We start from the raw sequence: 15188 nt of genomic DNA, 5'->3' as shown, positions 1-15188 counted from the left end.
ATCGTCAAAGATAGCGAGATGAGCACAGCCAACACCAACTCGACCACGTTCCAAAGCGTCGCCGCCGCGGGCAAGAGCAGCGCCTCGCCACGAAAAGGCTACGATGACCCGTACAGCAAGCGCCTGTTCCTGATCATCGACAGCCTGCCGGAAATGCAGCGCGCGCTGGCGATGACCCTATCCTCCTTCGGCGCCGACAAGGTGGAGTACGCCAGCAAGGCCGGCGACGCGCTGGCCAAGATGGGCAAATACGAGTTCGACGTGGTGCTGTGCGACTACGATCTGGGCAACGGCTACGACGGCCTCTACCTGTTTGAAGAGGTCAAGGAACGCAACCTGATCAAACAGTCTTGCGTCTTCATGATCGTCACCGGCGAGCGCCGCTCCCAACGCGTCATCTCCGCCGCGGAACTGGGGCCGGACGACTACCTGCTCAAGCCCTTCACCGGCGAAGTGCTGCGAGAACGGCTGGAGAAGGCGATGCGCCGGCGCGAAGCCTTCCGCCTCGTGGACGAGGCCATCATGCGCCACGAATACCTGAGCGCCATCGAAGTCTGCTCGCGTCTGATCAGCGAGCGCGGCGAATTCACGCTGGACTTCATGAAACTCAAGGGCTCGCTGGCGCTGAAGATTGGCGACTTCGACAGCGCGCGCTCCTTGTACATGGACGTGCTGCGCATCAAGCCAGTGCCCTGGGCCAAGATGGGTCTGGCCAAATCGCTGACAGGGCTGAAAGCCTACGACGAAGCGAGGCTGCTGTTCGAAGAAGTGCTCACCGACAACGACCGGGTGATGGAAGCCTACGACTGGCTGGCCAAACTTTACCGCAGCAACCATAACCTAGACGAAGCCCAGGCCACCTTGAAGCAGGCCACCGACATCTCCCCGGTCGTGTTCCGCCGCCAGCAACAGCTGGCGGAAGTGGCCCTGCTCAACAATCAGTTGGAAGTCGCGGAAGACGCTTGCCAGACCACCCTGGACATTGCCAAATACACTTGGCACCGCAGCCCCACCCACTACGCCGCGCTCGCGCGGGTGCAATTGGCGCGCGGCGACACCGCCAATGTCGGCCGCACCTTGTCCAACCTCCGCCGCGACTACCGCTACAACGAAGAAGGCGAATGGATGGCTTCCGTAGTGGACAGCCAGTTGCAAAACAAGAAAGGCAACCGCGACAAGGCCCGGCAGTTGTTCAGCGACGCCGAAGCGAAATTCCGCCAACTGGCGCCCAAGCTCAGCAGCGACGCGCAGATGGAGTTCGCCCGCGCCTGCTACGCCCAGGGGCACAAGGACGCCGGCAACAATGTGATGCGCGATCTGGTGCGCAACCATCACGACGACGAGGAACTGCTCGCGCGCTTCGGGGACATGTTCGAAGAAGTGGGCCTGGGCGAAGACGGCCGCCAACTGATCGCGGACAACGTGCAATCGGTGCTGGAACTCAACAACCAGGCGGTGCGGGAAGCCCAGGCCGGCCAGTTCGACTCCGCCATCGAACGCTTCGTCAAAGCCCACGAGGAAATGCCCCAAAACATTCAGGTCATGCTCAACCTGATCAACGCCACCATGGCCTACGTCCACCGTCAAGGCTGGCACGAAAGCCATATGCGCCGCGCCCACGACATGCTGAGCAAGGTGCGCGACATCGCCCCCACCAACAACAAGTTCCAGAAAATCCTTCAAGCCTGGCGCATGCTGGTGGAAAAGCTGGGCAAGCCGCAATGGGTGCTGTAAGCCCCTGGCAAGACTGGCGCGCGCTGGTGGTGGACGACGAGCCGCTGGCCTGTGAACGACTGCGCCAGCTCTTGCGGGAACAAGGGCTGCAACACGTCTACTGCCTGACCGATAGCCGCCAGGCCATGGCCTGGCTGGCGCAGAACCTGGCCGATATCGTGCTGGCCGATATTTCCATGCCCGGTGTTTCCGGCCTGGAACTGGCCCAGCAGCTGCGCCGCCAGCCGTTGGCGCCGCAGCTGATCTTCACCACCGCCCATGAACAGTACGCGGTCAACGCCTTTGAACTGGAAGCCATAGACTACCTGCTCAAACCGGTGCGTCGCGAACGGCTGCGCCAGGCGCTGGAACGCGCCTGCCGCCAGCGCGGCGAAGCGCCGCAGCCGGAAGCCTGTTTCACCGTGCGCCAGCGCGACCGCCTGCTGCCCATCCCTTTCTCCCAGGCCCGCTATCTCAAAGCCGAACTCAAATACGTGACCCTGGTGACGCCGGACGCGGAATACCTTCTGGACGAAACCCTGATCGCGCTGGAGCAAAGACTGGGCGACGCCGCCGTGCGCATCCATCGCAATTGCCTGGTGATGCGTCACGCGCTGCGCGAACTGTTCCGCGCCAACGCCGACGGCGAAGAACAATGGCAAGTACGCCTGGCCGATATCGGCCAACCTCTGCCGGTCAGCCGGCGGCAACTGGCCGGCATCAAGCAATGCCTGAACCAGCAGGACTAGGCCCCCTCCCTCTCAATCCGCCGCAAAAATACACAGCTCACAAAAACACAGCATCTGTCATTATTTTCGACAGAATAATGCGTTCTGATTTTCAATCGCATCAAGCTTGACATTAATCATTTGTCATTATTCGGACTAAAACTATCATCCTCGCCCAAGCACATGGCCGAACTGGCGCTCCGCCGCCGGCCATGCATTCCATTTAGGGCAAGGAGCGGTCATGCGGTCATTGAAAATCATCCTGTTATCGTCGGCGTTCAACGGACTCACCCAGCGCGCCTGGCTGGAATTGCGCCAGTCCGGCCACCAAGTCAGCGTGCAACTGTTCACCAACGAGCAGGAAGTCAGCGCCAACATTCAGCAATCCGGCGCCGACATCGTCATCTGCCCCTTCCTCAAGGACCGGGTGCCGGAAACCCTGTGGCGCGACAGCAGCCGGCCGGTGGTCATCATCCACCCCGGCATCGTCGGCGACCGCGGCGCTTCAGCGCTGGATTGGGCCATCACCCTGCGAGAAAAACGCTGGGGCGTCACCGCACTGCAAGCGGTGGCGGAAATGGACGCGGGTCCGATCTGGTCCAGCTGCGAGTTCGACATGCCGCCGGAAACGCGTAAATCCGAGCTCTACAACGGCCCGGTGAGCGACGCCGCCATGTATTGCATCCGCGACGTGGTGGAAAAATTCGGCACCGGCTTCGAACCGGCGCCGCTGGACTACGGCCAAGCGCATGTGCGCGGCCGGCTGCAACCCAATATGAAGCAAAGCGACCGCGCTTTCCTGTGGCAACAGCCCGCCGTAGAGATCAAGCGCCGCATCGACGCCGCCGACGGCCAGCCCGGCGTGCTGACGCAATTGGCCGGCGGGGACTACTACGTCTACGACGCCCATCTGGACTACCGCGCCGGCCAGCCGGGTCAACTGCTGGCGGTGCACGACGACGCCGTGCTGGTGGGCGCCGGCGAGCACAGCCTGTGGCTGGGCGCGCTGCGCCGCAAACCGGAGGCCGGCGAGGAAACCTTCAAGCGCCCGGCGCGACATGTGCTGGCCGGTTTGCTGGACGGCGTGCCGCGGCTGGACTGGTCCATCAACACCCACCCTCACTGCGAGGAAAACTACCAGCCCATCCGCTACCGCGAATACGGCCGCGTAGGCGAACTGACCTTCGAGTTCTACAACGGCGCGATGAGCACCGAACAATGCCAACGGTTGAGCGAGGCGCTGCGCTGGGCGAAAGCTCAGGACACCAGCGTGCTGCTGGTGCGCGGCGGCCGCGGCAGCTTCAGCAACGGCGTCCACCTCAACGTGATCCAGGCCGCGCCCAAACCTGGCTTGGAGGCATGGGCCAATATCCAGGCCATCGACGACGTCTGCCAGGAAATGTTGACCGCGCGCCAGCTGGTGGTGTCCGGCCTGACCGGCAACGCCGGCGCCGGCGGCGTGATGCTGGCCTTGGCCGCCGACCTGGTGTTCGCCCGCGGCGGCGTGGTGCTTAACCCCCACTACAAGACCATGGGCCTGTACGGCTCGGAATACTGGACCTACAGCCTGCCGCGCGCAGTAGGCGAAGAACAGGCTCGCCTGCTCACCGACGCCTGCCTGCCGCTGAGCGCGCGCGAAGCCTGGCGCCTGGGCATGGTTCACGACATCGGCCCGCACGACCCGCACGACTTTGGCGTCTGGTTGCGGCAAGCCGCCGGGCTGGCGTTGAACGACGACCGCTTCCGCCCGCAGCGCGCGCGCAAGGCCGAGCTGGACTTGGAGCGGATGGAACGCTGCCGCCAGACCGAGCTGCTGGAAATGCGCCAGGACATGGTGGAAAACCGCGGCCAGTTTTTGGAGAAATGCCGCAATTTCGTGCTCAAGCGTAAAGCCTGCGGCACGCCGCAGCGCCTGGTCGCCGATTGGGCCCGGACGCGCTAAGAACCGGTTCATAATCTGCCGCGCGTTGGCGATACGGCGTTGAAACCGTCTTCGAAATGCTCATGTGCCACTCGTACATTCCGCTTTCTCAGCCGTTTTCGCCCTCTCCCGCCCTTGCTCGCGAGACCGTAAACAGGTTCTAAAACCCATCACGCTGTTCTCACCCTTAAAACGGCCCGCCTCAACGGGCCGTTTGATTTCAATTTCATGACGAAAAACAACAGCATTGTTTTACGTACAACTACTTAAAAACCGCTTTTTCATCAGTCAAAGCTAAAAAATAACCGCGCCTTCTTATAAAATCTGACATCCCCTCTTTCCCCCTTCCTAACGGTTGCTACATGCGGACACGGCTGGTTTATGCAGGATGCATCGCGATATGGCTGGTGCTGAGTGCGCTAGTCGCTCTGTCGATCGCCAGTCACGCGCTGCTAGGCGCCGAACAACAATTCAACCGCGACGCTCTGCTGCTGTCAGAACAGCTCAATCAAAAACTGCAAAGCCATGAAACCGTGCTGGACAGCTACGCCACCTTTAGCGCGCTGGATCGCCGCCAGGATCTGCCATCCGAAAAAAGGCTTGCCCGGCAATTACTGCGCCGCTATCCGCAAATCCAGTGGCTGGGTCACATCGAACGCATCAGCCCCGACCAGTTGCCAATGTTCGGCCAACGTCTGAAGCAACTGTACGGCCAAACGCTCCCCATGCCCGCGGCCAGCGGCGACGGCTGGGAAAGCCGCTTTGGCCTGTTCCCGCTCGCCTTCATCGAACCCATGCCCCAGCCCAACCTGCTGGCCGCGGACCTGGGTCGGCTGCAAGCCGCGCGCCAGACTCTACAGAACGCGCTGGAAAGCGGCCGGATGGAAATTTCCAGTCAGATCAAACTGCCCGGCCTCCCGGCCGGCTACCTGCTCATCCGCGCCGTGGACGATATGCTGAGCAAGCCCCTGGCCGCCTCCTTGGCACCAGCGCACTTCGCCGCCATGGCGATACGCGCCGACAGTCTGCTGCCCAGCCCGCTATCGCTGCGGGAAGGCGTGGAAGTTCGCCTGTTCCACCGCAACGATCCGCCTCCAGGCCAACCCGCCCTGCTGCGCGGCCCCGAGCGCGCCAGTGCCTTGGAAACCCTGCTGTTCCCACGCCTGGAAGCCCGCCACCCGCTGGGCGGCGCCAACCAGCCGCTCTTGCTCACCATCAACCAGCAACTGGGCTGGCGGCAGATCGGCACATTCGAATGGGGCATGCTGCTGGTCCTGTCACTGGCTCTGCTGACCGGCCTGCTGTTGGTGTCCCATCACTATCTGCAATTGGCGCATGGCCGCCGCCAGCGGGAAAACCAGCTATTCTACCTGGCCAACCACGACCGCCTGACCGGACTGGCCAACCGCAACCTGTTCTACGACCGGCTGCAGCACGCCATCTCGCGCGTGGATCGCAGCGGCAAGCGGCTGGCCCTGCTGTTCCTTGACTTGGACCGCTTCAAGCCGGTCAACGACACCTACGGCCACATCACAGGCGACCGCATCCTGCAACTGATCGCAGCCCGCATCAAGGAAGAATTGCGCAGCGAAGACACGGTGGCCCGGCTGGGCGGCGATGAATTCGTGGTATTGATGGAAGATATCGAATCCAACCGCGAGGCGGACAAAATCGTCAATCGCCTGAAGCAGGTGATCCATCAACCCTACGAGGTCAACGATCATTTAATTTCGGTGGGCGTCAGCATCGGTATCGCCTATTACCCGGAGGACGGCTTGTTGATCGATGAGCTACTGACGGTGGCGGACCGGAAGATGTATGGGAATAAGCGCGAGATCGCGGCGGCCGGCGCTGAAACCGCCTAAGAGCCTGTTTACGATCTCGCGAGCAAAGACAAGATAAGGCGAAAAACCCTGAGAAAGCGGAATGCGCACAGGGCACATTAGCATGTCGAAGCGGGTTTCAACGCCTTCTTCTATTCATCCCGATAAAGCGCAGCAGACTTTGAACAGGCTCTGAGCCCGGGCCGTCTCAACACGGCCGCTGGCATGCGGCCTCCCCAAGCTCGGCACCTTTGGACGCCGTTTCCCGTGGCCGCGCCAGGCCGTTGAACCAGACATTCAGCACCACCGCGCTGACCGTGGCCAACAGAATGCCGCTATGCAGCAAGGGCGCCAGCACTTCCGGCAAGTGCCGAAAAAATCCGGGCGACACCGTCGGAATCATGCCCAAGCCCAGGCTGATGGCCACCACCAGTAAATTATGCCGCTGCGTCTGATAATCCACCTTGCCCAGAATCTTGATCCCGGTGGCCAGCACCATGCCAAACATCACCAGGCCGGCCCCGCCCAGCACAAAGGGCGGAATCGACGCCACGATCAGCGACATCTTGGGCACCAAGCCAAATACGACCAGAATGCCGCCGGCCATCACACACACCCAGCGGCTGCTGACGCCGGTGACGCCCACCAGGCCCACGTTCTGGGAAAACGAAGTATGCGGGAAGGAATTGAATAGACCGCTTATCACCGTGCCCAACCCATCCACCCGCAAACCGCTCACCAAGGCAGCCCTGTCCACCGGACGCTCCACAATGTCCCCCAGGGCCAGGAACATGCCCATGGACTCCACAAAAATGATCAGCATCACCACGGTCAACGTCAGGATGGACCATAGCTCAAAGCGGGGCATGCCGAAATGGAAGGGCGTGATGGGCGCGAACCAGGACGCCTCGCCCAAGCCGCCCAAATTAACCTTTCCCAGCAGCAGGGCCAGGGCAAAGCCGAACAACAAACCCAGCAATACCGCGATATTGCAGAAAAAGCCTTTCAGATAACGGGTGACTAGCAGAATGAACACCAGCACCGCCACCGATACCCCAAGATAGAGCGGATGGCCGTAGTCCGGGTTGCCTCTGCCGCCGGCGGCCCAATCAATGCCGACCGGGATGATGGACAGACCGATGGCCGTGATCACCACCCCGGTGACCAGCGGCGGAAACAAGCCGATCAACCGCCCCATCAGCGGTACCGCCAACAAGCTGAGCACCCCGGCGCCGATGGTGGCGCCGAAAATGCCGGGCAGGCCCAATGCCGGATTGCTGCCGATGGCCACCATCGGCCCCACTGCGGCGAAAGTCACCGCCATGATGACCGGCAGGCGGATGCCCAGCCCGCGGACGCCCACGCACTGCAATAAGGTCACCACCCCGCAACAGAACAGGTCCGCGCTGATCAAGAGCGCGATTTGCTCCTTGGGCAAGCCCAGGGAGCTGCCGATGATCAGCGGCACCGCCACCGCACCGGCGTACATCACCAACACATGTTGCAGGCCCAGGGTGAACAGCTTGCCCAAGGGCAGGCGTTGATCCACCGGGTGCACCGACAGCTTGGAATCCATGCTCGTCTCCTTTGTAGATGTCGGGCCGCTTTTTAAAACATCGCCGCCCTGACGACTTGCTGGTATTACACAATCGACTCCTTGACCGCTAAAAAAGAGATCGACGCAGGCTAGCCCGCGCCGACCGATTGGATGAGATAGGACTGCGACAACATTGCCTCGTCGCAATTGTCGCCGGCGCCGATGCGGTCCAGCAGGATGAAATCGCCGGCCCGCTCCAGACAAGTCAGCGGGTGATGCCAAGTGCCGCGATGGTAGTTGACGCCCTGATCACCGCGCGCCAGAAAGGCTCGGATCCGGCTTTCGTCCGGCCGGTCGCCGACGCAAGCCGGCGCCACCACCACCACGCAAGGGACGCCGTTGCAAGGGATGAAAGCCTGGCTGCCCAGCGGGTGCCGCTCCAGCATGCGGATCTCCAGCGGCAGATGATGCGCGTCACCGCGCGCCATGCTGATGCCGGGCAGGCCGCCGTCGCCGGCGACATCGATCAGACCCAGCCGGTGATAGCGGCGAGTACTGCCCTGGTTGATGGGAAACCAATCGCTGCCATCGGCTTCAATCACATCGCCAAACGGGGCGAAAGCCTGTTTGGTCAAAGGCTCCAAGCTTAAAATCGTCATGCCGCGCTCCTCCGTGGGGTGGCGGACCAAGGCGGCTCAATCCGCCAACCGTCCCCAGATTCGCAGCCGGCTGACCCCGCCGTCAGGGAAAATGTTCAGGCGCACATGCGTGACAGCGCCCAGATCGCGCAGCAACTCCTTGCCGTAAAAATGCTGCCGATCCATTTCCGTTTTCTGCTCCGGCAACAAAACGTCCCAAAACATTGCTTGGGTCACGACGGACTGGTCGGTGCCATGGTGGACATAGGCGGCCTGCACCGAGATCCGGTCCGGGTAATTGCCCTTGAAGTGAGCGGTGTCGACTTCGATGCTCTCCACAAGCGCCGCATGCCCCAGCTCAACGATGCACCAATCGTTGCCCGGCTCCCGCCGACGGCGGGTTTCCCAGCCGTCGCCCATATTGACGCCGCGCCCCGGCATGATCAGCCGGAAGGGCACGCCGAAATGGGCGTCGTTATAAGCGACGACGCGGCCGCCCTTTGCCAGCGCCGACACCTCATGCAGCGCGGCCGGGTCCTGCCGCGCCCAGTCGCAGGCGGGTTGTCCGTATACGCGGAAGCGCGCCACACCGCCGTCCGGATAGATATTCAAGCGCAAATGGGTCCAATCGCGCGCATCCTCAATCGCGATGAAATGATGAGCGCTGGGGCCCAAGGACACAGCCGGCAGAATCTCCACCCACTCTGTCCGTTCGTCAGGATCGTCGGCCGATCGGCAGGCCTCCACCGAAGCCGCCGGCGGATAGTTGCCGCTGAAATGGCTGGTATCGATGTCCAGCCCTTTGATCACGCCGGGCAGGCCCAGCTTGATCACCGCGTGGTCGTAGCCTCCGTTGCGGCGGCGACGGGTTTCCCAGCCGTCCATCCATTTGCCGTGATCGTCGAACTCGCCGACGATAAACACCGGCTCGGACGCTTGCAGCATCCGCTCCGCCGCGGCGAACCACTGATCAGAACAGGTCAGGACCCTGGCGCCGAAATCGGCGGCGGCCAAGTTAGCGTAACGCCGAGCGAACTCCGGCACATCGGCCGCCGGTGCGTGCAGCACCGTTCCCGCCGGGTGATTGACAAGCGCCATCAGATTTTCTCCTTCTCAGTGCGTCGGCGCGCGCCGGCAGGCCGCGCCGTCCGCCGTTCACGCCGCTAGCCGGCCCCAAATCAGCGCCAGCCCCAAGGCGAGGAAAAACAAGGCCGAAGCCTTGAGAAACACGATGCGCAACACCGCCATACGCTGGAAGAACAACTGCGCCAACACGCCGTAAGCGGTCTTGCACGATAAATCAACCACCACCCAGCCAGCCGCCATCCACCCCAATTGCGGCGCCAGCGGCGCTTGGGCGTCGATGAACTGCGGCAGCAGCGCCACGAAAAAGGCGATGTCCTTAGGGTTGCTGATGCCCAACAGAAAGGCATGGGAAAACCATTGCGTCGGAGCGCCGCTCCGGCCGTCCTGCGCGCCCGCGGCCTGCCCTGCGCCCCGCCAGGCCTTGAGACCCAGCCACAACAGATAAGCGGCGCCCAACAACTGCAAGCCGGCGAATAGGCCGGGCGACGCCAGAATCAGCGCGCCCACGCCCAATGCGGACAAAAGCAGCAGCGACAAAGAAGCCAGCACGCCGCCGGCAAACGCCGGCCAGGCGCGCAGCAGGCCATGTTCGGCGCTAGTGGTTACCATGAACAGGGACAGCGGTCCGGGCACGGCGATCACCACCAGGATGGACAACAAATACATAACGAGAATCTGGCTGGACATGGCCGCTCCGGCTAAGCAATCAGTTGGGCCAGACGTAGGCCGGCGATCCGGTATATCTGCTGCAAACAAGCCTGCCGTTCCGCCTCCGGCTCAGCGGCCAGCCGCCGCTGAAACTCGGCGATGATGCCCGCGCGCTCATAACCGCGAACGGCCATAACGAAGGGAAAACCGAAGCGGGCCCGATAGTCGGCGTTCAAGCGCCGCAACAGTTCCAGTTCCTGCGGCGAGCATTGATCCAAGCCGGCGTCGCCTTGCTCGGCGGCGGACTCGACGGTCAAGTCACCGTGCTGCGCCGCCTTGCCGGCCAGTTCCGGATGCGCGCGGATCAGACGCAATTGCGCCTCCACCCCCGCCTCCTCCACCTGTCGCCGCATGCAGTCGTGTAAGTCAGCCATGCTGGCGAATGGCCGCTGATCGGCTACCTGCGCCGCCACCCAGGGCGAATGCTCGAAAATACCGCCCAGCGCGGCGACGAACTGCTCCGTCGGCAGCGCGTTCAGCTGCGTCAGCGTCAAGGACATGATCCGACTCCGGTGAAAGGATGCGCTTCCCGCCAATGCCGGGCGATATCCACCCGTCGGCACACCCACACTCGCGGATGCCGCTCCAGATAATCGAGAAAGCGGCATAGGCCGGCAAAGCGGCCGGGCCGGCCAATGAGACGGCAATGCAGTCCCACCGACAACATGCGCGGTTTGTCGACGCCCTCGGCGTAGAGCACGTCGAAAGCATCTTTCAGATAGCTGAAGAAGTGCTCTCCGGTATTGAAACCCTGAGCGGTGGCGAAACGCATATCGTTGGTGTCCAGCGCGTAAGGCACGATCAGATGCGGTAGCTCGCTGCCATCGCTGCGCCGCGCCAGGGTCCAGAACGGAAGATCGTCGCCGTAGTAATCCGAGTCGTAGAGAAAACCGCCGTCGTCCACCACCAGCCGGCGCGTGTTGGGGCTGTCTCGGCCGGTATACCAACCGGAAGGCCGCTGGCCGGTCAGGCGACGAATCGCCTCCACGCAGAGCCGCATATGCTCGCGTTCCACCGCCTCGTCCACCTGCTGATAATGAATCCAGCGATAGCCATGGCCGGCCACCTCATGGCCCAACTCCGCCAGCGCGCTGGCCAGCTCCGGGTGTCGCTCCAGCGCCATGCCCACGCCGAATACCGTCAGCGGCAGGCCGCGCCGTTCAAACTCGCGCAGGATGCGCCACACCCCGGCGCGCGAACCGTACTCGTAAACAGACTCCATCGACAGATGCCGCGCCGGGTACGCCTCCGCGCCGATGATTTCCGACAAGAACTGCTCTGAGCCGGCGTCGCCGTGCAGGACATTGTTCTCGCCGCCCTCCTCGTAATTCAGCACGAACTGCACCGCGATGCGCGCCGCCCCCGGCCAATTGGCCTCCGGCAGCTCCCGGCCGTAGCCGATCAAATCACGTGGATAATCCGCCTGCATGGCTATCCTTCCCTTGGTCAGCGTTTAAGGTTGAATACCGTCCACGGGTCCAGTCGGCTAGGGGCCTCCACCTTTAGCCGCCGTTCGCAGTCTTCCAGATGATGGTGCATCGCCGCCGCCGCGCCGGCGCGGTCACCCGCCTCCAGCCGCGTCAGAATCGCCTCATGCTCGTCGAAGGAGCAGGCGCTTCGGCCGGGCACATCGTACAAAGCGATGATCAGCGAAGTGCGCGAACACAGGCCGTGCATCAGCTCGGTCAACACCTCGTTGTCGGCCAGCCGCGCCAGCTGCACGTGAAAGGCGTTGGACAGGCGAATCCAGCTGACCCGGTCGCCACGCTCGAAAGCCGCGCGCTCGTCGGCCACCATGCGCCGCATAGGCTGCAAACGCTCGGCCAGATCGGGCAAGACCAGCAGTTTGTCCAGAATCGCCGCCTCAACCATGCGTCGGGCCTCGAACACATCTCGGGTTTCCTTCTCGTCCGGCTTGGCGACGAAGGCGCCGCGGTTGGGCTGGATGTCCACAATCTTGTCGTGCGCCAACTGAGCCAGCGCGCTGCGGGCGCTGCTGCGCGAACACTGGAAGGCGTCGCACAGCACCGCCTCGGTCAGCTTCACCCCCGGCAATAGCCGCTGGTCAATCACCGCATCAAAGATTTCCCAGTACAAGCGGTCGGCGTCATTGCTCGGCACGCCGTCACCCACCAAGGTAGACGCCCTGGGCGCGGCGGCGGCCTGGGTGCCGTTAGCCGAATGCAACATGTCTCCTCCCGGTATTTCCATATCCTGCTCTATGCTTTCAGAATTTTGTTGACAATTATTGTCGTGAGCAAACACTATCGTCAACACAAATTGTCGACAATTTCAAATCGCCATCGCGAATAACAAGATCGACGATAACAGGTCCGCCAGATCGGGCCCCACAACAAAGGAGAAACCACTGTGGGCAAATTGACCACCCATGTGCTGGACACCATGCACGGCAAGCCGGCGGCGTGCGTGCGCTGCCAGTTGTACCGGCTGGACGGAGAGCAACGCCTGTTGCTGGCCGATGCGACGACCAATCGCGACGGCCGCTGCGAGCGCCCGCTGCTGGAAGGCGAGCAGCTGCGCGCAGGCGTGTACGAACTGCTGTTTCATGCCGGCGATTACTTCGCCGCCCAAGGCGTGAAGCTGCCAGAACCGCGCTTTCTCGACCAAGTCGTGTTGCGCTTCGGCATCGCCAAGGCGGACGAAAACTACCATGTGCCGCTGGTCGTCACGCCTTGGAGCTACTCCACCTACCGCGGCAGTTGACGCTGTTCCCGTTCCCCACCCGGAAACCTCGCCATGGAAAACTACCTGCTGGAGCTGGGCAACCTACTGCTGCGCTGGTTGCACGTGATCGCCGCCATCGCCTGGATAGGCGAATCGATTTACTTCGTCATGCTGGACAACAGCCTGTCGCCGCCCTCCATCGCCGATGCCCGGCGCGGCCTGCACGGAGAGATGTTCGCCGTGCACGGCGGCGGCTTTTACCACAACCAGAAATACCTGGGCCAGCCGCCCTTCCCGCTGGACGACAAGCTGCACTGGTCGTTTTGGAAATCCTACGCCACCTGGCTGTCCGGCTTCGGCCTGTTCTCCCTGCTCTACCTGTTCAACGCCTCCTTCTACCTAGTCAACTCCGCCAGCCCCTGGGCCTGGGCGGCGGCCTTGTCCGGCGGCCAGGCCGCGGTGATCGCCACCGCCTTCCTGCTGGGCGGCTGGCTGGCCTACGACCAGCTCTGCCGCCGCATCAGCCCGGACATGAACCGCGACGGCCCGCTCAGCCTCGCCGTGGCGCTGCTGATGGCGCTGGTGGCCTACGCCAGCAGCCAAATCTTCCAGGGCCGCGCCGCCTTCCTGATCACCGGCGCGGTAATGGCCACCTGCATGTCGGCCAATGTCCTGTTCTGGATCATTCCCGGCCAGCGCCGCATGGTGCGCGCCATCCGGGCCGGCGAAAAACCCAATCCGCTGGACGGCCTGCGCGGCAAGCAGCGCTCGGTGCACAACACCTATTTCACACTGCCGGTAGTGTTCCTGATGATCAGCAACCACTACTCCTTCACCTACGGCAACCGCCATGCCTGGCTGATCATGGTGCTGTTCATCCTGTCCGGCGCGCTGATCCGTCAATACTTCGTGCTTCGTCATTCCGGCCGCAAGCGGCCGCTGCTGCCGGCGTTGGGCGGCCTGTTGCTGGCTGGCGTGGGCTTCTTGGCCGCGCCGCCCCCGCCCAATATCGCGCCAACCGCCCCGCAAGCCGCGGCACCGGTTGCGACGGGTTCCCTGGCGGCGTCGACAGCGCAAAAAACAGCCGACAACCTGCGTCAGATTCACGCCATCATTCAAAACCGCTGCCAGTCCTGTCACTCAGCCACGCCCAGCCAGGCCGGATTCGTGGCGCCGCCGGCCGGTTTGAAGTTTGACGATGCGCAGGAAATCCTCATCAACGCGCGCAGAATCAAGCAGGCGGTGGCGTCCAAATACATGCCGCTGGCCAATTTGACTCAGATGACCCAAGAGGAACGAGAGATCTTGTCCGCATGGGGGCCAGCGCCTAATCACTGACGCCGCGCCGACACGTTTGAAAAAGACGAGAGGCTTAAGAGCCTGTTCAAAGGCTCGCGAGCAAGGGCGAGACAAGGCGAAAACGAGCGAAAAAGCGGAATGCACAGGTGGCGCACGAACATTTCGAGGCGCGACCCACCTTGCCGCGTCTCACGACGCGTAGCCGATCGTAAACAGGCTAAGCCCGGCCCGGAATGAAAACGCGCGTCCTGTCTTTCAAGACGCGCCGCCCTGCCAACAAACCCCGCCGAGCAGCGGTTCCGCCCAGAAAGGCGGACGGGCTCCCTCATCCGGGGCTTTAGCCATTTCCACCCAGGCCTCCTGCTTGCTCCATTCATACAAGACGCCAGGCTGGATAAGATGCAGGTAGACGCGCTCGAATGCCGACGACTCCAGCAAATCATGGGTGGCGGCGGTCAGCGCCGCTTCCTGGATAAAGGCGGGAAACAGGGTGGTGGCGGCCACGCCGCCGAACTGCGGAATATTGGCCGCCAGCAGCAGGCTCAATTCATAGCCCGGCTTGGCCGCGTAACGCTTCACGCATTTGGCTTGAATCCGGTATTTGATCGCGGCGATGGGCGCGTTGGGCACGCTGATCGGCACATCCTCGCCCTGCTGCGCCTGGCGCACTTCGCGCGCGCGCAGACAGCCTTTGCCGCCGCCAAAAAGATGTTCGTCCGCATGGACTTCCGTCACTTCAAAAGCGATCCGCCGGCCGTCGCTGAGGGTGGCGCCGACATCCGGCAGCGGCGGCGGCCAGGACTGCCGGTCCACGGCGTGCAAACCCTTGCGCTGCAATAACCGCAGCACCAGCTCCAGCTCCTTCTGCGCTTTTAACGCCATCGGCCTCCCCCAGCGCACGTCCGGCGGCGTTGCGGCGCGGCGGTGGCCGAAACGCCGAGACGCGGTTATTTTGGCTATCGCTCAACCCAACCCGGCACAAGATATTTCTTTTTAGCACAAAAAATAAGCTATTCAGATTGGATTTAAAGTTTGATAAGCGATGCCGCG

Annotated in this window: 14 protein-coding genes; 6 read left to right on the top strand and 8 right to left on the bottom strand. The window is 62.7% G+C overall.

Going from position 1 to position 15188, the window contains the following annotated elements; genetic code table 11:
- Positions 1 to 18: 18 nt before the first annotated feature.
- The 4 genes from ACUXV1_RS16530 (at position 19) to ACUXV1_RS16515 (ending at position 6227) form a co-directional block, all read left to right on the top strand.
- Positions 19 to 1734 carry a tetratricopeptide repeat-containing response regulator gene (locus tag ACUXV1_RS16530; protein ID WP_203389461.1) on the top strand — a complete coding sequence of 572 codons (1716 nt, stop codon included), beginning with the start codon at positions 19 to 21 and terminating at the stop codon, positions 1732 to 1734.
- Positions 1722 to 2462: a LytR/AlgR family response regulator transcription factor gene (locus tag ACUXV1_RS16525; protein ID WP_446016067.1), complete on the top strand. Its 741-nt coding sequence runs from the start codon at positions 1722 to 1724 to the stop codon at positions 2460 to 2462. The genes ACUXV1_RS16530 and ACUXV1_RS16525 overlap by 13 nt, the downstream gene beginning before the upstream one ends.
- Before the next feature lie 220 nt (positions 2463 to 2682).
- Positions 2683 to 4383, top strand: a complete 1701-nt coding sequence (locus ACUXV1_RS16520) for a hydrogenase maturation protein (RefSeq protein WP_446016068.1) — start codon at positions 2683 to 2685, stop codon at positions 4381 to 4383.
- Positions 4384 to 4769: 386 nt separating this feature from the next.
- Entirely contained in the window at positions 4770 to 6227 is a 1458-nt protein-coding gene (locus ACUXV1_RS16515) for a sensor domain-containing diguanylate cyclase (RefSeq protein WP_052370561.1), read from the top strand.
- Positions 6228 to 6393: 166 nt separating this feature from the next.
- Here ACUXV1_RS16515 and ACUXV1_RS16510 read toward each other — a convergent pair whose 3' ends face one another.
- The 7 genes from ACUXV1_RS16510 to ACUXV1_RS16480 all read right to left on the bottom strand — a co-directional run bounded on the left by ACUXV1_RS16510 (position 6394) and on the right by ACUXV1_RS16480 (position 12344).
- Positions 6394 to 7761, bottom strand: a complete 1368-nt coding sequence (locus ACUXV1_RS16510) for a nucleobase:cation symporter-2 family protein (protein ID WP_446016069.1) — start codon at positions 7759 to 7761, stop codon at positions 6394 to 6396.
- 110 nt (positions 7762 to 7871) lie between these two features.
- The gene (locus tag ACUXV1_RS16505; protein WP_043638238.1) at positions 7872 to 8381 is read right to left on the bottom strand and encodes an ureidoglycolate lyase; all 510 of its coding nucleotides are present in this window, start codon (positions 8379 to 8381) and stop codon (positions 7872 to 7874) included.
- A 36-nt stretch (positions 8382 to 8417) separates the two neighbouring features.
- Positions 8418 to 9458: an allantoicase gene (alc, locus tag ACUXV1_RS16500; RefSeq protein ID WP_052370562.1), complete on the bottom strand. Its 1041-nt coding sequence runs from the start codon at positions 9456 to 9458 to the stop codon at positions 8418 to 8420.
- A 57-nt stretch (positions 9459 to 9515) separates the two neighbouring features.
- Entirely contained in the window at positions 9516 to 10133 is a 618-nt protein-coding gene (locus ACUXV1_RS16495) for a LysE family translocator (protein WP_052370563.1), read from the bottom strand.
- An 11-nt stretch (positions 10134 to 10144) separates the two neighbouring features.
- Positions 10145 to 10654: a 2-oxo-4-hydroxy-4-carboxy-5-ureidoimidazoline decarboxylase gene (gene uraD, locus ACUXV1_RS16490; protein ID WP_446016070.1), complete on the bottom strand. Its 510-nt coding sequence runs from the start codon at positions 10652 to 10654 to the stop codon at positions 10145 to 10147.
- The gene (gene puuE / locus ACUXV1_RS16485) at positions 10645 to 11583 is read right to left on the bottom strand and encodes an allantoinase PuuE (protein WP_179140733.1); all 939 of its coding nucleotides are present in this window, start codon (positions 11581 to 11583) and stop codon (positions 10645 to 10647) included. Before puuE ends, uraD begins: the two co-directional genes overlap by 10 nt.
- Before the next feature lie 17 nt (positions 11584 to 11600).
- The gene (locus tag ACUXV1_RS16480) at positions 11601 to 12344 is read right to left on the bottom strand and encodes a GntR family transcriptional regulator (protein ID WP_043638250.1); all 744 of its coding nucleotides are present in this window, start codon (positions 12342 to 12344) and stop codon (positions 11601 to 11603) included.
- Positions 12345 to 12524: 180 nt separating this feature from the next.
- Between ACUXV1_RS16480 and uraH the strand changes: the two genes are divergently transcribed.
- Both uraH and ACUXV1_RS16470 read left to right on the top strand, forming a co-directional pair.
- Positions 12525 to 12878 carry a hydroxyisourate hydrolase gene (uraH, locus tag ACUXV1_RS16475; protein ID WP_081555225.1) on the top strand — a complete coding sequence of 118 codons (354 nt, stop codon included), beginning with the start codon at positions 12525 to 12527 and terminating at the stop codon, positions 12876 to 12878.
- Between the two features lie 33 nt (positions 12879 to 12911).
- Positions 12912 to 14177: a urate hydroxylase PuuD gene (locus tag ACUXV1_RS16470; RefSeq protein ID WP_446016072.1), complete on the top strand. Its 1266-nt coding sequence runs from the start codon at positions 12912 to 12914 to the stop codon at positions 14175 to 14177.
- A gap of 216 nt (positions 14178 to 14393) precedes the next feature.
- Here the strand turns inward: ACUXV1_RS16470 and ACUXV1_RS16465 are convergent, their stop codons facing one another.
- On the bottom strand, positions 14394 to 15020 hold the full coding sequence (locus tag ACUXV1_RS16465; protein WP_203389453.1) for a hypothetical protein: 627 nt from the start codon (positions 15018 to 15020) through the stop codon (positions 14394 to 14396).
- Between the last annotated feature and the right edge of the window lie 168 nt (positions 15021 to 15188).

The sequence above is a fragment of the Chromobacterium sp. W521 genome (genome assembly GCF_052805975.1).
Note: the sequence above shows the minus strand (reverse complement) of the source record. Positions and strands in the feature narration are given on the sequence as shown.